17 protein-coding genes are annotated in these 20,765 nt (G+C 59.3%); all 17 read left to right on the top strand.

Translation table 11 applies throughout. The features are described from left to right. Positions 1 to 127 precede the first annotated feature (127 nt). The 17 genes from D3871_RS26120 to D3871_RS26205 all read left to right on the top strand — a co-directional run bounded on the left by D3871_RS26120 (position 128) and on the right by D3871_RS26205 (position 20,765). Positions 128 to 1,147 (top strand): toxin co-regulated pilus biosynthesis Q family protein, encoded by a 1,020-nt coding sequence (locus D3871_RS26120; RefSeq protein WP_147376906.1) that lies wholly within the window; start codon positions 128 to 130, stop codon positions 1,145 to 1,147. Further along, positions 1,147 to 2,787: a PilN family type IVB pilus formation outer membrane protein gene (gene pilN / locus D3871_RS26125; RefSeq protein ID WP_119772006.1), complete on the top strand. Its 1,641-nt coding sequence runs from the start codon at positions 1,147 to 1,149 to the stop codon at positions 2,785 to 2,787. Before D3871_RS26120 ends, pilN begins: the two co-directional genes overlap by 1 nt. An 18-nt stretch (positions 2,788 to 2,805) precedes the next feature. Next, complete coding sequence (gene pilO2 / locus D3871_RS26130) at positions 2,806 to 4,104, top strand: type 4b pilus protein PilO2 (protein ID WP_119772007.1); 1,299 nt, start codon at positions 2,806 to 2,808, stop codon at positions 4,102 to 4,104. Further along, positions 4,094 to 4,582 (top strand): type IV pilus biogenesis protein PilP, encoded by a 489-nt coding sequence (pilP, locus tag D3871_RS26135; RefSeq protein ID WP_119772008.1) that lies wholly within the window; start codon positions 4,094 to 4,096, stop codon positions 4,580 to 4,582. Before pilO2 ends, pilP begins: the two co-directional genes overlap by 11 nt. Then, positions 4,579 to 6,243, top strand: a complete 1,665-nt coding sequence (locus tag D3871_RS26140) for a GspE/PulE family protein (protein WP_119772009.1) — start codon at positions 4,579 to 4,581, stop codon at positions 6,241 to 6,243. Before pilP ends, D3871_RS26140 begins: the two co-directional genes overlap by 4 nt. After that, positions 6,233 to 7,309 carry a type II secretion system F family protein gene (locus tag D3871_RS26145; RefSeq protein WP_119772010.1) on the top strand — a complete coding sequence of 359 codons (1,077 nt, stop codon included), beginning with the start codon at positions 6,233 to 6,235 and terminating at the stop codon, positions 7,307 to 7,309. The genes D3871_RS26140 and D3871_RS26145 overlap by 11 nt, the downstream gene beginning before the upstream one ends. 22 nt (positions 7,310 to 7,331) lie before the next feature. Continuing rightward, positions 7,332 to 7,871: a type 4 pilus major pilin gene (locus D3871_RS26150; RefSeq protein WP_119772011.1), complete on the top strand. Its 540-nt coding sequence runs from the start codon at positions 7,332 to 7,334 to the stop codon at positions 7,869 to 7,871. Between the two features lie 12 nt (positions 7,872 to 7,883). Next, a complete protein-coding gene (locus D3871_RS26155) occupies positions 7,884 to 8,858 on the top strand; it encodes an ATPase, T2SS/T4P/T4SS family (protein WP_119772012.1) in 975 nt (324 codons plus the stop codon). Position 8,859: 1 nt separating this feature from the next. Continuing rightward, on the top strand, positions 8,860 to 9,315 hold the full coding sequence (pilM, locus tag D3871_RS26160; RefSeq protein WP_119772013.1) for a type IV pilus biogenesis protein PilM: 456 nt from the start codon (positions 8,860 to 8,862) through the stop codon (positions 9,313 to 9,315). Positions 9,316 to 9,326: 11 nt separating this feature from the next. Next, complete coding sequence (gene pilV / locus D3871_RS26165; protein WP_119772807.1) at positions 9,327 to 10,802, top strand: shufflon system plasmid conjugative transfer pilus tip adhesin PilV; 1,476 nt, start codon at positions 9,327 to 9,329, stop codon at positions 10,800 to 10,802. 27 nt (positions 10,803 to 10,829) lie between these two features. Next, on the top strand, positions 10,830 to 12,299 hold the full coding sequence (gene pilV / locus D3871_RS26170) for a shufflon system plasmid conjugative transfer pilus tip adhesin PilV (protein WP_119772809.1): 1,470 nt from the start codon (positions 10,830 to 10,832) through the stop codon (positions 12,297 to 12,299). Between the two features lie 19 nt (positions 12,300 to 12,318). Further along, positions 12,319 to 12,744 carry a lytic transglycosylase domain-containing protein gene (locus D3871_RS26175; RefSeq protein ID WP_119772014.1) on the top strand — a complete coding sequence of 142 codons (426 nt, stop codon included), beginning with the start codon at positions 12,319 to 12,321 and terminating at the stop codon, positions 12,742 to 12,744. Positions 12,745 to 12,805: 61 nt separating this feature from the next. After that, the gene (locus D3871_RS26180) at positions 12,806 to 13,369 is read left to right on the top strand and encodes a hypothetical protein (RefSeq protein ID WP_147376907.1); all 564 of its coding nucleotides are present in this window, start codon (positions 12,806 to 12,808) and stop codon (positions 13,367 to 13,369) included. Positions 13,370 to 13,438: 69 nt separating this feature from the next. Then, the gene (locus D3871_RS26185; RefSeq protein WP_119772016.1) at positions 13,439 to 14,815 is read left to right on the top strand and encodes an anthrax toxin-like adenylyl cyclase domain-containing protein; all 1,377 of its coding nucleotides are present in this window, start codon (positions 13,439 to 13,441) and stop codon (positions 14,813 to 14,815) included. A gap of 185 nt (positions 14,816 to 15,000) precedes the next feature. Next, positions 15,001 to 16,590 carry a hypothetical protein gene (locus D3871_RS26190; RefSeq protein ID WP_158598070.1) on the top strand — a complete coding sequence of 530 codons (1,590 nt, stop codon included), beginning with the start codon at positions 15,001 to 15,003 and terminating at the stop codon, positions 16,588 to 16,590. A gap of 9 nt (positions 16,591 to 16,599) precedes the next feature. Then, complete coding sequence (locus tag D3871_RS26195) at positions 16,600 to 18,717, top strand: hypothetical protein (protein WP_147376909.1); 2,118 nt, start codon at positions 16,600 to 16,602, stop codon at positions 18,715 to 18,717. A 467-nt stretch (positions 18,718 to 19,184) separates the two neighbouring features. After that, the gene (locus D3871_RS26205; protein ID WP_119772020.1) at positions 19,185 to 20,765 is read left to right on the top strand and encodes a hypothetical protein; all 1,581 of its coding nucleotides are present in this window, start codon (positions 19,185 to 19,187) and stop codon (positions 20,763 to 20,765) included.

The following is a 20,765-nucleotide window of genomic DNA, read 5'->3' on the forward strand; positions in this document are numbered from 1 at the left end:
CGAACCAAATTTTTTGAAATGCCACTTATTCCCCGCCTGTCGTGTTGATGCCTTTGCCTGGCGTCGAGCGACCCGGGACGGGCAGCGAGTGACCAGTGCCCAACGAACGAACGGTTGAGAGGTGCATATGAATAGAAAATTAGCGTTGCTAGTCGTGTCCATGCAGCTCGGGTTGCTGGTATCGGCGCACGCCGCATCGGACAAGCCTTCCGCAGGCGGCGTGACGACCGTCGGCACCACGCGCCCGCTCGATATCGTGCGCGGTTCCGGCACCGACGTGCCGCTGGCGCAGGCGCTCGCCGCGATCGTGCCGCGCGACTTCACGATCCGCACCACCGCCGTGTCGCCGACCATGCTGAACCAGCCGGCGTCGTGGACCGGCGGGCGGCCGTGGACCGATGCCTTGCTCGACATGCTGGAGCCGTACCCGGAACTGGTAGTGGATGTTTCGCTCGGCGCGCGCCTGGTCATCGTGCGGCAGGTGCCGCTTTCCCCGATGGCCGATAGCGCGCGTGAAGCGGTGATTCCGTCGATGCAGCAAGGCATGCCCAACAACGCGCGGCCGACGACGTATGCGCCGCCGCAGACTCAGCCGCTGTCGCGATCGGCAAGAGAGCCGGCGGTTTCCGTGGCGCCGCGTGCACCGGCGGCCACGATGCCTGCAACGATGCCGGCAAACGCATCGTTTGCGTCATCGGCGTTCACGCCCGCACCCGCTGCGGCACCGGCCGGCGCGCAAGCGGCCACCCAGGCCGCCATTCAGGCCGCCGCGCAGGCAGCGATTCAGTCCGCCACCCAGGCCGCCATTCAATCGGCGATACAGGCGGCCACCCAAGCCGCGACCCAGGCGGCCCAGGCGGCGCAGGCCGCCGAGAAGGAAGCGGCGAAGGCGGTCACTTGGGACATCAGGAGCACGGACAAGACGATCCGCTCGGCCCTGGCGCGCTGGGCGGCTTCCGCCGGCTGGCAGCTCTCGTGGGAGCTGTCGGTCGATTATCCAGTGTATGCCCAGGCTTCCTTTCCCGGCCAGTTTGAAAACGCGGTGGAATCAGTGGTGAAAAGTCTCGAGCACACGGAAGTACCTGTAAGGGCGGTGTTCTATCGCGGCAATCATGTGCTTCGACTCATTGCGAAAGGGGTTCAATAATGCGTCTCGCTACTCTTACGGCGCTTACCGCCTGTCTACTGCTGGCCGGATGCGCCGATCTGCCGGAAAAGATTACCGGTTCCTTTACCAACTCCGCGACGCGCAGCGACCGCCTCGTGAAATCGGTCGGACAGGTCGAGACGACGGTCAAAGCAGCATCGCCGGTGACGCATGAGAATGGCGTCTGGCTGGCATCCGCACCGATCAAGATCGACAAGCAGGCTATGCTGCCTGCGGCCTTTAACGCTTCCGCCACCTTCGACCGCTCGGTCGGTTCGCTGTCCGAATTTGCGGAGCGTATTACCCTGCGTTCCGGCATCGCAGCCAGGGTCACGCCCGACGCGCTTGCCGCTTCGGCGCGTGCCGTCGGCGGCAATACCGGTACTGTTGCAAGCCCGCCGCCGACCACCAACGGTTCGCGCGTGCCGCCGTTGTCGCCGCCATCCGGCTTGGCCGGCGGCTTCGGCGCGAACCATTCCGACATGCGCATCGTCTACCCGAGCGGAACGCTGAAAGGCTTGCTCGATACTGCCGCCGCGCGTTTCGGCGTGTCGTGGAAGTACGCCGACAACGCGATCCAGTTCTTCCATACCGATACCCGCACGTTCCAGATCAATGCGATTCCCGGCGATTCGGCTGTCTCGGCCACCGTCGCCAGCGGCTCGACTGCCGGCGAGGGCGGAGGGCAGGACGGGTCGGCCGCCGGCGGCGCCAATGCGAACAACAGCCAGAATACCGCCGTCAAGTCGCAACTGTCGGTGTTCGCCAGCATAGAAAAAACCATAGGCGCGATGCTGTCGTCCTACGGTAAGGTAGTCGCGTCGCCGGCGACGGGCTCCATCACCGTCACCGATACGCCGGACAGCCTGTCGCGCATCGCCCACTTCGTCGATACCGAAAACAAGGCCTTGTCGCGCCAGGTGATGATCAATGTCACGGTGCTGGGCGTGACGCTGGACGATAGCGACAGCTACGGCGTCAACTGGAACCTGGTCTACGGCGATCTGTCGCGCCGTTACGGCATCCAGAACTCGTTTGCCGGCACGCCGGGCAGCAATGCGTTTTCGGCGGCCATCCTCGCGACCGCCAGCAGCAAGCTGGCCGGTTCGTCGGTCGTGATCGAAGCACTGTCGCGCCAGGGCCGGGTGCGCCGCGAAACCACCGCATCGGTCGTCACGCTCAACAACCAGCCGGTGCCGGTTCAGGTGGCCAAGCAGACCAGCTATCTGAAATCGTCGCAGACCACGATCACCGCCAATGTCGGTTCGAGCACGACCTTGAATCCCGGTACCGTCACGTCGGGCTTCAACATGACCATCCTGCCGCATCTGCTGACAAACGGCACCGTGATGCTGCAGTTCTCGACCGATATATCCAGCCTGCGCCGCATGTCCGAAGTGTCGAGCAATAACAGCCTGATCCAGACGCCGGAACTCGATACGCGCAACTTCCTGCAGCGGGTGGCGATGCGTTCCGGCGAAACCCTGATCGTCAGCGGCTTCGAGCAAGTGGCCGACGATCTCGACCGCAACGGTGTCGGCACCCCGCGCAATTTCCTGCTCGGCGGCGGTTTCAAGGCCCAGGCCGCGAAGGAAGTGATCGTGATCCTGATCACCCCGATTGCGATGCCGGGCGCATAAAACACTGCGGAGCGATTCATGGCGATCCATATCATTCAGGACGGCAAAACCAGGCTGATCTGCGGGCTTTTCTGGCAGTCGCTGTCGCGCCCGCGCGATCTGCGCGCCGAAGCGCTCACGCTCGCCAAGAAGATCAATTTCGATCTGATGGTGTTGCGCCGCGACCAGGCCACGGCTCAGGCAGGTTATGCCAACAGCAAGGAAGGCGGGCAAAGCGGCATGATCTCGCTGGCCGCCGCTGCCGCCAGGACCATCGCCACCGAAGGCGCCTACTACGACGGGCGCCAGCAACCCGCGCAGAACTGGCTGGGCGCCTTTCAGCTGGCTGACGGCAAATGGGCTTACTTCGCGGTCCGGGATGGTAACTTCCTGCCCAACGGCGACTATGCCGGCACGCGCGAAGAGGTGCTGGAACGGCTGCATGGCGACTATGGCCTGGGCGGATGGAACGTGGTCATCGGCGAACCGGAACTGGAAAGCCAGGGTTTTCACAATTTCAATGCCAGGCGCATCAGCGAACTGGTACCGCGTAAGCATGGTGGACGGCTGTGGGCTCCGTCGGCGTATGCATTGCGCCCCGTCGCGCGTCAAGTGCCATGGAAGCTGGCGGCGGGCATGGCATTGGCGTCGGTCGTGCTGGGCAGTGCCGGCTATATCGGCTGGCGGCAATATCAACTCAAGAAAGAAGAAGAGGAACGCGCGCGCGCCATGGAAGAAATGCGCAGGCGCATCCAGGCCGGCCAGGCAGCGATAGAAGCGCCGCATCCGTGGCCGGCCAAACCCCTGCCGGAAAAGCTCGCGCGCGCCTGCGCGCCGGAGCTTGCGTTGATGTCGGCCGGCGGCTGGCAGCTCGACGAACTGCGGTGCACGCCAACGCAGATTGCTTATGCGTGGTCGCGCGGCAGCTCAAGCGTCGGCTATCTGCTTGAACAGGTGCCGCAGGCGATCGTCGATATCAGCGGCGCCAAGGCCAGCCTCGCCAAGCCGCTGTCGCTCGGCACCAGCAAGGACGAAGCCTTGCTCGAATCCAAGGGCTTGATCGACACCTTGCTCGCACGCCTGCAGTCGCTGGGCGTGACGCCAAAGATCGCGCTGCTGCCCCAGCAACTGCCGCCGCCGCCACCGCCTTCGCCGCCGGGCGTGGAGAACAAGCTGCCGCAGCCGCCAAGCTGGAAATCCTACAGTCTCACGATCAACGCCGGCAGCATGCCGCCGGCCGACGTGGCGTCGATTCTTATACAACCAGGCGTTCGCCTGGAACAACTGACCTATCGCGCAGGCGAATGGGTGATTGAAGGAGTGATCTATGCGAAATAGCCTGAAGCCCATCGTTTTCCTGTCATGCGCGCTATTGTCCGCGGCAGCGCCGGCGGAGAACACCGCTGACGATCTGATGCAGCTCGAAGCCGCGACGACGATACTGAAAGCGCGTGCCCGGAAAATCGAGGTACAGGCGCAGATCGCGTCCAAGCAGGCCGAAATCGACCGGCTCGCCGGCGTCGCCTACGGCGGCCATCCCACCGTGCGTGCGATCGAAGGCATAGGCGCGACGATGTACAGCACGCTGCAACTCGACAACGGTAGCACGATCGACGTCAAGCAGGGTGATGTCTTGCCCAATGGCCTGAAGGTGGTCGCTATCAACCGCAATGGCGTGACGGTGCAAGGCAAGGGCAGCAAGAGCTTTCGCCTGGCCAGCAGCGCGCCGGTCCAACGGCAGGCGCATTCGGCCGCCGCCATGCCGGCGATGCCGACGCTGTCGCTGCCGCCTGTGACGACAGGGGCCGCAAGATGAATACCGCGGCGACAAAGACGATCCCCGGCCCAGCCGTGCCCGATGGCCAGGCCGAGCAGGATACGATCGACTTTGCAGCGGTCAGCGTGCTGAGCCGCAATGGCGACTACTCTGCCAGCGCCGAAGAGAGAAAGTTCATCTGCCTGTTGTCCGATGGCCGGCTATTGATTGCCGACGGTCAGGTGATGAATCCGCATGTGCTGTCCTATTGCGCGCGGCTGGAGCGCATGAACCGGCCCTACCGCCGCATCTTCTGCAAGATCGACAAGATCAACCAGGCCTATCAGGCCGGAACGGCCGGCGGCGGCGCGCGCCTCGACCATTCCAGCATGCAGGTGACCGCGAAGGAATTGCTGACCCGTGCGTGCAAGGAGCGCGCATCGGACATTCATATCCGCGTAAAAAAACTCAGCACCGAAATCTATTTCCGCGTGCATAACGATCTGGTACGGGTGAGCGGCCATCCGCGCGACTTTGGCGAACGTCTGCTCGCCACCATGTACGGCGCGATGACCACGGTATCCGACAATGCCTATAAGCCGAGCGAGCGCCAGGACGCCAGCATCGGCGACCGCGACAAGCTGCCTGAAAAGCTCTACGGCGTGCGCATTGCGACCGCGCCCACCAGCGAAGGCAATGTGATGGTGCTGCGCCTGCTGTACAACGATGCCGGCGACGATATCGACGTCAGGCCACTCGGCTTTTCGGAAGAACATGCAACGATGCTGCAGCTGTTCAAGGAACAGCCGATCGGCATGAACATTATCAGCGGCCCTACCGGTTCGGGCAAGTCGACCACGCTGCAGCGGGTGCTGACCGGCGAGATCCTGGAATCCAAAGGCAAGATCCATGTGATCACCGTGGAAGACCCGGTCGAATATCCGATCGAAGGCGCGGTGCAGACGATGGTCACCAACGCCGGTACCGAGGAAGAGCGCTCGCGTCTGTTCTCGGCGGCGATCACCAATGCGATGCGGCTCGATCCCGACACCATCATGATCGGCGAAATCCGCGATCGCGCATCGGCGCAGACTGCGCTGCGCGCATCCATGACCGGCCATCAGGTATGGACTACCGTGCATGCCAACAATGCGATGGCGATCGTCGACCGCCTGGTCGATCTGGGCCTGCCGCTGCCCATGGTCGCCGATCATGGCGTGGTTACCGGTCTGGTCAGCCAGCGCCTGGTCAAGGTGTTGTGCCCGCACTGCAAGAAAAAACTCATCGAACACCGTCACGAGATCAGCGAAGCGCTGTTGATGCGTGTCGCACGTGTGCTGGGTGCCGACATCGTCAATGCCTGCATCGCCGGCGACGGCTGTGCCAAGTGCCGTCAGCAGGGAACCGTCGGGCGCACCGTGGTAGCAGAGGTGATTGCGCCGGATGCGCAATTCTTTGAATACATCCGGGCCGGCGAAAAGCTCCAGGCGCGGGAATACTGGCTCAATGAACTGGGCGGAAAGACGCTGGTGCAGCATGCGATCGACAAGGTCGCCGCCGGCATCATTGATCCGCAGATGGCCGAAAAAGCAGTCGGCCGCCTCACCATGGCCGATGCGCCGGGCAGCCGTTGCCTGACATTCCCGCAGGCGGGCGCCGCCGCGCTACAGCAGGCCACCGACGGCATGGCGCACATTGTGGAGGCAATGCATGCAAATTGATTTCAATCGCTGGTGGGCCAAGGCCCAGCTGACCGACGCATCGCGCCTGCGCCTGTATCGCAAGATCGCGAAGATGCTGTCCAATGGCCTGCCCTTGCTCAAGGTGCTGGAAGAGATGCAGTCGCGTGCCTCCGACGGCGGCCGCAATCCCAAGGAATCGCTGGCGATCGTGCTCGACGAATGGCGGCGTGCGGTGCAGAACGGCCTGATGCTGTCGGAAGGCATGGCGGGCTGGGTGCCGCAGTCGGAGCAGATGATCATCGCCGCCGGCGAACAGTCCGGCCATCTGGAAGATGCGCTGATCGCGGTAGTGAGCGTGGTGCAATCGGGCAAGCGCATCAAGAATGCCGTGTTTTCCGGGCTGGCCTATCCGGTCGCGATCCTGACCATGGTCATCATCTACATCTTTATCTTCGGCACGCGCGTCATTCCCGAATTCGCGCGCATGGTCGACCCGTCGCACTGGCGAGGAGCGGCACGCTCGCTTTATCTGATGTCGCAATTCGTACGCGGCTGGATGCCGCTCATCGTGGCGATCCTTGTGGCGTTGATTGCGACAGTCCTGATATCGATGCCGCGCTGGCGCGGCAATACGCGCGTCTTCCTCGACCGGCTTCCGCCGTATTCGATCTACCGGCTGGTGGTCGGCAGCGGTTTTCTGATGGCGTTCTCGGCATTGCAGTCCGCCGGCGTCACGGTCGAGAAAGCGCTGATGCGCATGTCCGACAACGCCAGCCCCTGGTTGCACGAGCGGCTCGACGGCGCCTTGCTCGGGGTGAAATCGGGCCTCAATTGCGGCGAAGCCTTGCGCAACGCCGAATATGGATTTCCTTCCAAGGAGATCGTCGATGACCTGTGCGTGTACGCCGAATACCGCGGCTTTTCCGAGGCGCTGAAGATGCTCGCCGACGAATGGCTGGACGACGGCGTCGAACGGATATCGGCGCAAATGCAAGTATTGAACGGCATTGCCATCGTCACGCTGGCGATCGTGATTGCCTGGCTGGTCACAGGATTCTTCGGCATTCAGCAGGAAATCGCCGCCCTCAGTCGCGTAGCTCGTTAATCGGATTTCACAGGAGATCATCATGCATGCACTTCGCCTCACCCCGTCTGTTTCAGTGTGCAACCTGCATCGCCAGCGCGGCGCTTCGCTGCTGGAAGGCATCGCCTATCTCGGCATCGCCGCGATCATCATCCTCGGCGCGGTCGCGCTGCTGACCAGCGCGTTCAGCGGCGCCAATACCAATCGCGGCTACGAGGAAGTGACGGCGATCCGCACGGGGGTCAAACGGCTATACATGGGGCAGTCGGCTTCCTACGGCACGGGTGATCTGACCGCGACGTTGATCAGCGCCAAGGTGTTTCCTACCTCGCTGTCAGTCAGCGGCGCCTCGGTCAAGAATACGTGGAACGGCGATGTCTCGGTGACCGGAGCGAGTGCGAATTTCACCATTTCGTATGGCAACGTTCCGAGCGATGTCTGTATCAACATGGTCAGCGGCAGCAGTGATTGGGTGTCGGTGAAAGTGGGCAGCGGCGCCGCGGCGGCGCCGCCGATTGCACCTGCGACCGCCAGTTCTGCATGCGGCACCGGCAGCAGCACTATTGTCTGGACCGGCAACTGAGCGGGAACGGCAATGCTGGACGCTACCAAGGTCGCACAACTGAGCTTCTCGGATGTCTATCTGGGACATCCGGTCCTGGGCGACCTGCTTGCCGATGTCCCCGGTGCCGGGCTCAATCCGCTGCGCGCGGGCGCTTCCCTCCGTGAAGACCTCGACCGTCTCACGCAGGTATGCAGGCAGACCCGAGATGCGTCCATTGCCGCACCCAGCTTCAAGGTCGCGCATGACGGTGCCGTGTACCGGGTGTCGGTGCTGCCCGCTGCCGGCGGCGAAGTCTTCGTGCTGCGCAGGATCGAAGACGCGATTCGCGGCCTGGCGGAAACCGGCATTCCGTCGGCTTACCTGCCGCGCCTGATGGACCGCGACCTGTCCGGCCTGTTCATCATTTCCGGTGCGGCCAAGGCAGGCAAGACCACGACCGCCTGCGCACTGATCAAGGCGCGCCTGCAGGAGTATGGCGGCATCGCGGTCACCGCAGAAGATCCGATCGAGCTGCCGCTGGAAGGCGCGCACCGCGACGGGGTCTGCTACCAGACCCCCGCCACGCGCGAAAACGGCGGCTATGCGGAAGCATTCCGGCGTTGCATGCGCTGGGGTGCCAAGACCATTTTCGTCGGCGAGATCGCGGAGCGCGAGATTGCTGCCGAAGTATTGCAGGCCAGCGTGAACGGCCGCCTGATCATCAGCACCATGCAGGCCGGCAGCGTGGTCAAGACCATCACCCGGCTGCAGGCGCTGGCCAACGAGCGGCTCGATCCGGGTTGCGCACAGGCGATGCTGGCCGACGGCCTGGCCGGCGTCTTGCATCAGCGCTTCGCCAGCAGCGCCAGCAAGAAGCTCGAAACCGAATTCCTGTACCTCAAAGATGCGACGGCGGCCAGGGCGAGCATACGCCAGGGTAGGTTCGAGGTACTGACATCCGAGATCCGCCAGCAGGTGGCCACGATGATCGTGGAAAACGCAACCTTCCGACACGTAGGCAAATGATATGTGGGCCATCTGGATCCTGTTCGCCATCGGTTCGGTCGCCGGCTACTTCACCGTCGCGCGCGACGTGCAGGATACGGTGCAGGTACAGGCCAGGGCCGAAGACCTGGCGATGAACATGGGGGTCTATCGCGCCGCGCTGGTGCGTTACGTCGCGGCCCATCCGGGTGTCAACGGCGTGGTGCAGGACAGCAGCATCGGCCTGCCGTCCTGGTATGTGCGCCATCCTTTGTGGAGCAATCATGTGGCCGGCGGCAAGATCACGGTGTATGCCAGCGCGATACCGCCGGTCAATATCACCAGGGAAATCGTGCGCCTGTCGCAGAACTCGATGCTGGCGGGCGAGGCCAACGCAGGCGCCGGCACGCTGCACTCGCCGATATTCGGAGACACCAACATTCCCCTGCCGAGTATCGTGCCGGATCGGGCGCCGGTGTGGATCGCAACAATCAACTGAACGGGACAGCCATGCGCAAGTTACATCGAGGATTTACGCTGGTCGAAGTGCTGGGCGCGCTCGCGGTCGCCAGCATGATGGCGGTGGGTGTGGCGGCCATGATCGGCGATTCGCTGGAAGACACCAAGGGCGAGCAGGCCGCGCTGTATCAGGCGCAGGTCGCCGAGGCTGCGAGCAAATACATCAACGACGGCACCAACTATGCCGCGCTGCTGACGGCAACCGGCGCATCCACGCCGGCCGTGATCAACCTTGCCACGCTCAAGGCCGCGCGCCATCTGTCGCAAAACTTCCAGGGCACCAACGCCTACGGGCAGATGCCGTGCGTACTGGTATTGCAGCCGGCCCCCGGCAGGCTGGACGCGCTGGTCGTCACGGAGGGCGGCACCGAGCTGCCGTCGAAAATGGCAGCCAGGATCGCCGCCAGTGCCGGGCCGGGCGGCGGCTATATTCCGTTCAACAACAGCACGGTCGCGCAAGGTGCCTTCAACTCCTGGTCGGTGCCGCTGGTGAACTACATCACGGCCAATTGTTCCGGCACTGCCGCCAACGCCAACCATCTTGCCAGCGCACTGTTCTTCGACGGCCCCGGCCAACTATCGCGCGAATTCGTCTATCGCAACGCCAGGCCGGGCCAGCCGGAACTGAACCAGATGACCACGCCGCTGAACATGCGCGCACGGGCGGTCGAGGGAACGTCGGACGCCCTGTGCATCGTCGGCGATGCCTCGACCTACGGACGCATTGCCGCCGATGCGAACGGTATGCTGCTGAGTTGCCAGGTCGGCGTGTGGAAAGGCACGAGCAACCACTGGAAGGATCCGGTCGCCTCGTTCGCCGCATTGCCGCTTACGGGCAATGCGATCGGTGACGTGCGCCTGACGATCGATACCGGTCGCGCTTTCAGCTGGAACGGCAGCGCATGGATGGCCCTGGCCGTCGACCAGAACGGCAACTTCAATGTACCCCAGCGTGTGACCGCCAACAATGTGCTTGTCAACCAGATCGTCACGCATCGCAGTGCGTGCAGTCCGGACGGCTTGCTCGGCCGGGACGCCGACGGCCTGCTCATGTCATGCCAGCGCGGCATCTGGCGCAAGTTCATCGACTCGGAAGTCACGACCGTCGTGTACAACCAGTATCGGAAGACCACGCCTGCCACGGGCGACATCGACATGATGATCGATCTCACCGCCCTGCCTGGCAGCAGGCCGCTGTACATCACCGGCGACCCGTGCTGCGTTTCCTTGGATGACAACCAATCGGTGATCCGCATCGAGTATTACGACGCCGTCGGCACTTTCCTTGGCTATGCCGGCGGCTGCGCCGCCCAAAGCGAGGCGGCCATGGGGCAGGTGAGCAGCGCCACGCCCATGGCGACCCTGAAAATCCCGGAGAACGCCACGCGCGTGCGGCTCTACATGCATGCGGTCGGCCACGCCGGCAACATGACCGAAGGAACCCTCACCATTTTCAATAGCCGTTGATACGACACGCAAGGACGAGGCAAAGACATGCGAACAGAGCACGGATTCTCGCTGGTGGAAATGCTCGGCGCTCTCGCGGTGGGCGCCATCATGACCGCCGGCGCCGCCGGGCTCGTGGATGGCTATCTGGAGGAGGGCAAGGGCCGGCAGGCGGCGCTGTACCAGAGCCGGGTGACGGAAGCGGCGCGCAAGTACATCAGCGCGAACACCGCCGCGCTGCAGACTGCGGCCGGCGCCACCACGCCGGCGGTGGTCGCACTGAGCGCCCTGAAAACGAAGGGCCACCTGGAATCCGACGTGCAGCCCGTCAATGCCTATGGCCAGACCCCATGCGTGCTGGTGGTCCAGCCGACGGCAGGCCGCCTGGAAGCTCTGGTCGTGACCGAAGGCGGCCGCGACATACCGGCCAAATATGTGGCGCAGGTGGCCGCGAGCGCGGGGCAGGGGGGCGGTTTCATTCCTTTCAATAATCCCACCATCGCACAGGGCGCCGCCAATGCATGGTCGGTGCCGCTGGCCGGTTTCGGCGGGGCTAGCTGTTCCGGCACGCCCGCCGCCGCCAACCACCTGGCAAGTGCGCTCTTCTTCGATGGCCCCGGCCAGCTCTCAACCGACTTCCTGCATCGACATGCCGTGCCGGGTCATCCGGAACTGAATGAGATGACTACGCCACTCAACATGCGTGCACAGGCCGTGGAAGATGCCTCGGATGCCTTGTGCGCGGCAGGCGACGCCTCGGGCTACGGCCGGATCGCGGTGGACGCGCAAGGCGCGGTGCTGAGTTGCAGGCAGGGCATATGGAAACGGCAAGGCGGTCAATGGAAAGACCCGGCGGCCAGTTTCGCAGCTTTGCCGGTCACCGGCAACAGCGTCGGCGACGTGCGATTGACCACCGACACGGGGCGTGCATTTTCTTGGAGCGGCAGTGCCTGGAGGGCGCTGGCCGTGGATGAAAACGGCAACTTGCAGGTAGAGGGACGAATGACCGCCAGCAACGTCATGCTCAATCAGATCGTCACGCCAGACAGTGCGTGCGGCACCAACGGCCTGCTCGCGCGGGACACCGACGGCATGCCGATGGCATGTCAGCTTGGCGCCTGGCGCAAGCTTGCACAGTTCGCGATAACCGGCACAGCGTTCAGCCAGAGCTATGTCAACACGCCGCCGACGGGCAACACCTTCAATGCCGACATTCCTCTCGCCAGCTTGCCCGGAACCCGGCCCTTGTTCATCACCGGCAGCGCCAGCTGCACCACATCGGACAGGTTCGACTCAAGAGTGCGCGTCAGCTTCGTCGATGCTGCCGGCGCCTATATGAGCTACGCCGGCGGCTGCATCACCGACAGCAGCAACGGCAAGGGGCGTGTCCACATGGGTACCTTCATTGCGTTGCAGGAAATTCCTGACGGCGCCGCCAGCGTGCATGTGTACATGCATACCAATGGCCTTGCAACCAACAACACACAATTGCAACTGGCGATCCTGAACAGCAGGTAATTTGATACCGGAGTCAAGCATGCGTACCTTATTGATTGCTGCAACGATCCTGATGTCCCAGTCCGCTTTCGCCTGCTGGAACGAAGTCGGACAGAAATACGGCATCAGCCCGTATCTGCTGCATGCGATCGCCAAGACCGAATCCGGTCTCAACCCCAAGGCCATCAACCGCAGCAACAGGAACGGCACCTACGACGTCGGTCTGATGCAGATCAACAGCAGCTGGCTGCCCACGCTGGCCCGCCACGGCATCAAGGAAGAACACCTGTACGAGCCCTGCGTGAGCATCGAGGTGGGTGCATGGATACTGGCGCAAAACATTCGCCGGCTGGGCTATTCGTGGGACGCGGTCGGTGCTTACAACTCGGGCAATCCGAATATTGGGCGCAAGTATGCGACCAAGGTGTATCGGAATCTGCCGCCGGAATTGATGGCGCGGAATTAATGGTGCCGTAGCGAACTTCCAGATGGAGCGTGGCGCCTTCACGCGCACGCATTGATGGACAATGTCGACACTGAAAGGAAATGCGATGTCGCCTTTAACCGGGACGAACGGGCCACTGCTTGGCTCCAATATAGAAAACCCGGGGGATCGTAACGAAAATAATAAAAATGCCGACACGATTATTCATGCATCGACCTCGGGTATTCAACCTACTGAGGAGAAGGCTTTCTCTCAAGCGAGACGATCATCGACTGTTTCTACTCTGAGCGCAAGGTTCTCCGGGGCGAGACGTCCATCGATTCTGTCTATGTTGAATGACAGATTTTCCCGCAGAGCTTCAATAAACCGTGACATGGGCAATGCAATTGAAGTCCCAATTCGGGATATTCAACGCAATGAGAGAGAAGGCTCCGTTCAGGAAAGCCTTTCATCCACCACTTCTATCCCGAACGTAAGGCAGTCTCGCAGAGAATCGATAAGCGCCGGCACGGCCACGGTATTCAAAGACCGTTTTCCCGACGCCATGTCGCGACTGGCAGCGAGTTTAAAAAAACTGACGGACCTGAATGGCAATTCCGCCGTGCAGGAAGAAGCCGAGACGTCGCTGGAGACAGGAACCTCATAGGCTGCCAAGCTTTCCTGCCATGCGCCAATCAATGAACGGTGCTATCTGACACGACATGAGTTGGCGAAAATGCTGCGGACCGGCAAGGCGGCGGAAAGTGCATCCGGCCTGGTCCTGTCGCATATCGAGGTACTCAAGGAGCTTGCCAAGGAACGCGATGTCGTTCTTGCTTTTCGCAAGGTGAATCCTCATGCAAAGCGCTGGATCGAAAAAAATATGCCGGTAAAAGGCTTGTCCAAAAAAACAAAGACCGAGAAACGGGGTCTGTTTGCCGGACTCATGGTGCGAGATAGCGGCGGAACTGACGGCGCCGTAAGCGAGCTGGATGGGCCTACTTACGCTCGTCTTCTGAAGGAGCTGATTGATGATGGAAGAGTGCATGTGCTTCAGGACGCGGGCGTGCACGAAACGGGCGGCGCGTCCAGTAGTCGATTGAAGAGCGTGGTGTTGCAGGACCTTGAGCATGACCGGTGCTACAAAATTAGTTACGACCCCGAAGGCGGCACTATCTCGGTATTCCGGAAGAAGAAAGACGGCATGTTCCGGCGCATGAAGTTCGAGGGACACGGAGGAAAACCTCTCACCGCCGACTATGATGCATTTGATTTTTATCCCCGACTGGTCAATGAAAACTTTGCAGGGTTCAAGGATATCGACATGAGCTCGCTGTATGACCCGGACAAGGCAGGAAGTTTTCGCAGGCTGGTTGAAATCATCATTCACCAGGTGCTGGAACTGCCTGAAGTCCGAAGCGCGAAAGCTGAACGTGGTCGATTGACTGCGTGGGATAACGATATCATCAACGCGGCGAACGCTCGTATCAAGAAAAACACCGGGTATACCTATGATGTTCTCATGCATGGCAAGGAAAAGCGCAACTCGCAATATCCGGAACTGTGTGACGAAGTGTTCTTTATCTTCCCTGACGGCATGACATTGATGTCCAAAATCTGGAATGAAACCCAGGCCGTCGATTATGCGATTCGGCAGGAAGGTTTCATTTCTACTGATAACCGCGTGTACAACAGAATGGCGGGAGAGTTTCCGCTCTTCCCGGATTTGACGAATACAGGTATCGATGGCGAGCCGCTTTTCACGCAGGGAAGCGGGAAAGTCATCCCATGGGATAGCAGGGCGGCGGCAAAAGGCCTATATGACCGGTACTTAGGAAAACCAGGATGCAACCGCCCGCTGATGCATTCGGGTTTGACCCGCACCAAATCAGACGCCAGTGTGAGATCCATGGCGAGCGTGGTAAGTGTGGTGCCGGACTGGCTTGAGGAAATTGTTGATCACCAGGGTAATGATGATCAGGCAGCAGTGCTTGATTCCTTGCGTCGGAACTCCGTGTCTGACAGACCGCCGAAAAATTCCTTGATACGTTCACCGAGGCGGTTTCTACGCAGGCTTTCCAAGCAGATTTCTTCCAATGGCGACGACGCGTAAGCGAGCACATGGTACGTCGTGATGAGATGAGATATTCATGCGGAACTAAAGATCCTGTGGCGTCCACCCAATTCTTTTTTGAGACACACATCAGCATGAAAAATATATATCAACGCGATCTTGCCTGTTCAATACATGCGTTTCATTGTGTCCCGGAACGTGAAGCAACGCGATCGGAGGTGCGCATGGCCCATATGGTCGATAGCGTTCTCTCCTTGACCATTCATCCTGCATCGCGGCGTATGGACCGGTCTGATACCGCAGTCAAGACCGTCCCCCGATCGAGAATCCCGACCGACCCCAGGAACGAAACGCCAGTAACGGGTGACTTGAACGCTGCTGCCATGTGCATACAGCGGATTTGGCGAGGCTATCGGATACGGAAGAACCTCGCCGGCCAGGCACAAGCGCGAACGCCGTATGCGAGCCCGGCTGACTATCGATGGGCCACCAACAGTTATGCTCCAGCGGTTCTAAAGAAACGACCTTTTGGTTCGGCGCTCAGGAATGCAGAGGCCGGCGTTTATTTCACAGCCCGAGACATCCCTTCCGGCCAGCGGGCGCTGCTGCACAGCTTCCAGCGCGAGAGCGATTTTTTGAATGGGGTGAAACTGATCAACCGAAGTAGCAAACCGCAGATCGGCACCAAGTACCGGCCATCTTCCTACGGGAAGCACGACATGCGTGTCAATGCAGCATGGTTGCTCGGCCTTGCTCATTTCGGTCGAGAGATCGTCATGACCACAAAGCTTGACGACCAGACTATCATAAGACGGTCTGCGGCAAAGGGACCGCAGGAGAAGCGGAATGTCAGACACAATTTGTCTGCTTACGCCAGGGAAGTGCATGGTCTGCTTCAGAATGATTATTTCACGGTCCAGTCCACGATTGCAGGATGTCAACTGCTGTCGCCCACGCCAGGTGTAAGGACGGCAACCATGGAAGGGCTGAAAACCCCGCGCGGTATGCCGAAAGAGGAGCTCCGGCGCTTCTTCGAGAAAAAGGGTATCGACGTCAGCGGCATCACGGCAGATTCCTCGCCCTCAGAGCCGGCCGACGCCGTGGTGCGTTCCCAGATAGACGATCTGAATGGGGAACTGGAAAACATCAAAACTGAACTGGCGACGTATCAACAAACATGGAAAGGTCACAGGAATGCGATCAAGGCGCGCCTGGAAGATCCATCGTCGGTGCCGGACAATGTTTTATCTTCTCTTGTAAAAGCAAACGGTGAATTGATGCATCGTGCGCAATCGCTACATGCGACTTTCCCTCATGGCGATTTGGATCATCTACCGGATGTGGCGGATGAATTGCAAAGTGCCACGGATACCCTGATTGACGATATTGCAGCGCAGGCAGGTGAAATCGATCGATTGGTACGAAAGAGATATCCTAAAAGCAGGTTTTGGAATGCTTCATGCTTTTGGGATAAACGCTTGCGCTGGATATCTGTGGAAATGGATGCCCTATGGGAAAGAACGACGTCGCTGGAAAAGCTGCTTGCGTCTCTCGACAACAGCAGGCCTGTGCTTTATCGGCATTTTTATCAGCAGGTGATGGAATTCACGAAATGTTGCCACGAACTGGATAAGGTTTTTGATGAAACGGGTGTCGTACCAGGAATCGGTAAAGACTACGGTGCATTGATCAATGAGTGGGATGCCTTGTACGAAAAGCTTGATGAACTCGGAGACAAATGCCTGGACGCCATCGAAAGCTTGATAAGCGAGAAGGTCATGGCTCATGCGGACACTGGGGTCATAAATTCATGAACAGAGGTCTTGAATGTTCCTGATAATTTTTCCAATAACTCAATCTGTAAATTGACCATGATAATTTCGGAGATCAATTCCAATATGTCGGTAGGCGGTAATGCCGGACGACCTCCTGCATGCGGCAACACGATAGAACACGCTGTTCGAAGTAGGGCGCCGGTTACGCGACATTCTCCAGCATGGGTCGCTGCTCGTATCGTTTGCCGCCCAACGTCGGATTCAAATGCAGAGTGCCGCCAGCTTCCCGATGTAGTTTGGGAAGGAATATTCCGACATCTGCCCCGGCCTGATTTTGTGAAGCTTTCAAACTGCCTGAATGTTTCCGCATACGATGCATTACGGCTTTTATCAAACCGCGAGCGGGTCCAGTATTTTGTCCCGCTCTTCGGACGTCAGAAAGATCTATTGAAAGATGCGCTTGATCCGAATGATCCGGATGCCGGACGCCTCGTGAAGCAATTTACGGAACAAGTCATGCATGACCTGGGCGGCGAGAAGGAGATCGTTGCGGATCTTCTGAAGGAAGCCGGCCTCGAAGAACCACGTGTTTTCCAGTTTTTTGCTGTTCTATCCGCGCTTCCGAGATTGAAGAATTATCCGGAATCCCTGGGCGTGAAATGCGTTGATTACCTGATTGCTTGCATGCGTGATATCACGAGCGAAACTACACCAGCGCCAGTTAATGATTCGAATGAGTTTCGATCACTGGTTAAAAGGCATTTGGCTTTGAAAGGGACGGATGATAGTCTGTTTTTAAATGTCATCACCTCAGTCATCAAAAATATGCCGGACCTGAACAGCGCAATTCAAAACAAGGAATTGGCGTTGGTAAAGGCTAGCAGGAATATCCTTGACGCTAACGCCTTGTGCGAGCTTGCGACAATAATGCCGAACCTGAAGGAGAATGTGCAGGTAGCGGCTTACGAAGCGTTTATGGATCTGGCCTGTGGGGCCGGGATGAATAGTGAACGGCAGGATTTAGTCATTTTCCTTTTAAAAAATTTCCATAACTTAAACTACGAAACACAAAAACTGGCGCTTGGAGAGTTTCCGCATCTTCCGCTCAATACGCCGGAAATTGTAAAGGCGTTTGTCGAGGCAATGCCAGGTGTCCACGCAGGTCTGCGTGACTACGCGGATGAATCGATCGAGACCGTCCTCGTGTCCCCGATGACGCAAAGTGAGACCGCGAACATAGGTGGTCTTTACCTGATTGAGCGTCTTTTGGATCGTGGGTTACCGCAACAGCGAAAGACATTGTCTCTGATCCGTGACAATGCAAGATTACAGACTCCGGAAATCTTGATTGCACTGATAAAAAAACTGCCGCATCTGAATCCCTCCCGTTGGAAGGGTGGAGCGGATATTCAAGGAAAAGCCTATACCGTGCTCAAGCGAGTTTTCCATGAACGAGAATTCAAGAGGTTTTCAATCGAGACGCAACTCCAGGTAATTATGGAATTGACACAGAACTACAGTCGCTTGAGCGACAGTCGCCGCGCGCCAGGAAATCGTGTATTCCCCCTTCTGATATCGGCGTATGCCACCATTCCGAGTTCGGCTCTGGTAGCCATTCTCGGCGCGGTGATTCTCGGCGGGGCAGGTGCCGGAATCGGTGCCGGTGCTGCTGGTGCAGCAGGCGTTGTCGCGGCCGGAATTGCGATGACAGTAGGCCCGCGCAGCGTACGGATAGCGGTGGGAGATCAGCTGCTGCAGGTTATGGAAAAGCTGGAAACGAATAGGCCCGTTCCCGGTTTGAGCCGGAGGAATGTGATGCTTGCGATCGCGCCTGCATGGACCGAGCTGGCATCAAAGGTGTATCCGAGCCTGTCGGAAAAATACAAGCTGAGATTCAGGAAATCCATTGAAAGCCTGTCCAGTAACTGGATCAAAACGATGGCGGAGGAAGGAAGCGATGCGGAAAGGCGAACGCTCCTTACAGCAACGGCACCGCTTTGGGAAGCGGTGTTGATCCATGTTTATCCCCGTCTTTCTAGTGCGATGAAAACCCGCGTGCGAACGGGAATTGTTGACGTATACAGTCAACATGGCGACAACGGACAGCAGTCGGACTTGGCTGCGGCTTCCCAGCGCGTGTTGCAGGCTCATGAAAGTGCAGAGTAAGTCATTCTGCCCTGAACAAAGCGTGGAAACATCCGCCGGCACGCAGGATGTTTCCATGCCAATGTCGCTGATAGTTTTGGATGAGGCCACGCTGGGATTCAGGAAGTTGCATTGCGTCATTCACCGGTGTGGACGAATGGGTGCCCCCGCCCCACTTCCGCGTGTGGACTATGCTTTGCAATACATTGGAACGCTTACGTGCGGGTACCAACAGCTGATTTGGCACGGTCTTTTCCCCGCCTCCGCGAGGATGACGGGGAAAGTATGCAACACGACCAACCACCAATATCCGCCCATGAACGCATGTTGCAATGATATGGGCATCCCTAGCCTGCACGCGGGAGAGGGGAGTTGCGCTGCGTGTCAAAAAAAATACTAATTTGCTTAGCATTAGCGGCAACCGCTTTGGCCGAGAGGCGAACGCCTACCGCGATGCCTCGCTCGCATGCACGATGAAAGGTAGTGCCATGTCGCTCCCAGGCTACGATGTTTCCGCGTCCGGACCCGGTGTCATCGCCATAGGGGACGACGGCAATTATGTCGAAGCCGTCAAGCCTGCCGTCTTTGCTCATGCAGTGACGCCGCTAGCGGTTATCGGTGAAGGAAAACATCCCGCGCTAGGGCGAGCCAGCGTCTTCCGTGCAGGGCGTTCGAACTCGCCATGGAAAAATACCTTTGCCTTACCGTTGATGCTATTTGTAGCAAACTTGCTATCGAAGGCCGGCGCCAATCCCGCGACCTACGGGACCGACCTCGTACCGGGAACACCCCTCGAAAATTTTCATGAAGGCGCGCTTGATCCTCGGGCAGCGAGCGAATATGGAATGCGAATGGTTGCCACAGCGGCTGTGCAAGACAATCTTGTCATCCACCAGCTCCCCGAGCAATTACACGTAGGTGATCAGGTATTCCATGTCAACCGGCGCAGCGGATATCTGGTTGCGATCAAGGACTTTCACAAGGCGGATATCCGCGTGCCGGACACCACCGCGTACCCATTGGATTGTGAAAAAATCGACCGTCCGTTTGGGCCGTCCACACAGGATTGTGAGGAGCACGGCAAGCTCACATGCGACGAATATCAAGACGCATTGCATGAAGAAATACGCAAGCGCGCCCCCGACACGCCGCGCCCCGCGGCCACACACCGATTTCCGCAATTCACCCTGCAGGAATGGTGGGACCGGCGCGACGACTTTCTTCCGCATGCCGACCTCGTGTTCAATGCCGGTTGGTATGACGTGAGCGGAAGAGTACATGGCAAGTATCCCTATCGCCGGCGACCCACGCCCTACCGCGAGGCATGCTCGGCGCCGAGCGGCATCATCGTCAGTAACGGCAAGAACTACACCATCACCAATAGCGACTACTCCGCCTATCATGTCTATTCCGGCGAACTCGATGGCCTGATCATTGAAACGGAAATCGACCGATCTGGAATCGCACGTCGCATCGCGAACGTGCATGTCATGACCGCAGAAGAGCTGCGGCAAACCTTTTTCCAGGGATCGATGCCGGTATCGGCCAACAACAGAAATACCGAAATATCGGCGGTATCCGGCGTTGTGATGATGAGAGACGGCATTCCGGTTGAAATGCACGGGCCTGGCGATCCGGCCGAAGTGGTCGCGCGCACCATCGTCGCGACCGGTAAACATGGTGAACTCTATGTGCTCGTGCTGCAGAACGGACGAGAAGCCTCGAAAAAAGCGTCTGTCGACATCGACGGAAAGACATGGCATTTCGCCGGTATCGATCTCCTGTCGGCGAGAACGTACTTGACAAGCCGGTATGCCAATATCCGCGACATGATCGCGCTGGATGGCTCGGGATCGAGCCAGCTCGTCGGCAAGATCGAACACTATGCGGATGCAAGCGGAATGCCGCCGGTATTCACTGACGCGACGGGTGAGTTAGCGGTCGGCACGATCTCAGGAAAGCGAGCCAGCGTCGTGGAAATTTCCATTACTCGCCGAGTTACCGCAGATAGCAACAGTATTCGTCCGTACATAAAAAATGGACGTGCGCATTTCTGCACACGTCCATGA

The organism is Noviherbaspirillum saxi, from assembly GCF_003591035.1.
Taxonomy (GTDB): domain Bacteria; phylum Pseudomonadota; class Gammaproteobacteria; order Burkholderiales; family Burkholderiaceae_D; genus Noviherbaspirillum; species Noviherbaspirillum saxi.

What these genes read in the sequence shown, in the direction of transcription:
- pilM (WP_119772013.1), top strand. Translation starts at nt 8,860, where the DNA reads ATGTGGGCCATCTGGATCCTGTTCGCCATCGGTTCGGTCGCCGGCTAC.
- pilN (WP_119772006.1), top strand. Translation starts at nt 1,147, where the DNA reads ATGCGTCTCGCTACTCTTACGGCGCTTACCGCCTGTCTACTGCTGGCC.
- D3871_RS26150 (WP_119772011.1), top strand. Translation starts at nt 7,332, where the DNA reads ATGCATGCACTTCGCCTCACCCCGTCTGTTTCAGTGTGCAACCTGCAT.
- D3871_RS26120 (WP_147376906.1), top strand. Translation starts at nt 128, where the DNA reads ATGAATAGAAAATTAGCGTTGCTAGTCGTGTCCATGCAGCTCGGGTTG.
- D3871_RS26180 (WP_147376907.1), top strand. Translation starts at nt 12,806, where the DNA reads ATGTCGACACTGAAAGGAAATGCGATGTCGCCTTTAACCGGGACGAAC.
- D3871_RS26175 (WP_119772014.1), top strand. Translation starts at nt 12,319, where the DNA reads ATGCGTACCTTATTGATTGCTGCAACGATCCTGATGTCCCAGTCCGCT.
- D3871_RS26205 (WP_119772020.1), top strand. Translation starts at nt 19,185, where the DNA reads ATGTCGCTCCCAGGCTACGATGTTTCCGCGTCCGGACCCGGTGTCATC.
- pilP (WP_119772008.1), top strand. Translation starts at nt 4,094, where the DNA reads ATGCGAAATAGCCTGAAGCCCATCGTTTTCCTGTCATGCGCGCTATTG.
- D3871_RS26155 (WP_119772012.1), top strand. Translation starts at nt 7,884, where the DNA reads ATGCTGGACGCTACCAAGGTCGCACAACTGAGCTTCTCGGATGTCTAT.
- pilV (WP_119772809.1), top strand. Translation starts at nt 10,830, where the DNA reads ATGCGAACAGAGCACGGATTCTCGCTGGTGGAAATGCTCGGCGCTCTC.
- pilV (WP_119772807.1), top strand. Translation starts at nt 9,327, where the DNA reads ATGCGCAAGTTACATCGAGGATTTACGCTGGTCGAAGTGCTGGGCGCG.
- D3871_RS26140 (WP_119772009.1), top strand. Translation starts at nt 4,579, where the DNA reads ATGAATACCGCGGCGACAAAGACGATCCCCGGCCCAGCCGTGCCCGAT.
- D3871_RS26185 (WP_119772016.1), top strand. Translation starts at nt 13,439, where the DNA reads ATGCTGCGGACCGGCAAGGCGGCGGAAAGTGCATCCGGCCTGGTCCTG.
- D3871_RS26190 (WP_158598070.1), top strand. Translation starts at nt 15,001, where the DNA reads ATGGCCCATATGGTCGATAGCGTTCTCTCCTTGACCATTCATCCTGCA.
- pilO2 (WP_119772007.1), top strand. Translation starts at nt 2,806, where the DNA reads ATGGCGATCCATATCATTCAGGACGGCAAAACCAGGCTGATCTGCGGG.
- D3871_RS26145 (WP_119772010.1), top strand. Translation starts at nt 6,233, where the DNA reads ATGCAAATTGATTTCAATCGCTGGTGGGCCAAGGCCCAGCTGACCGAC.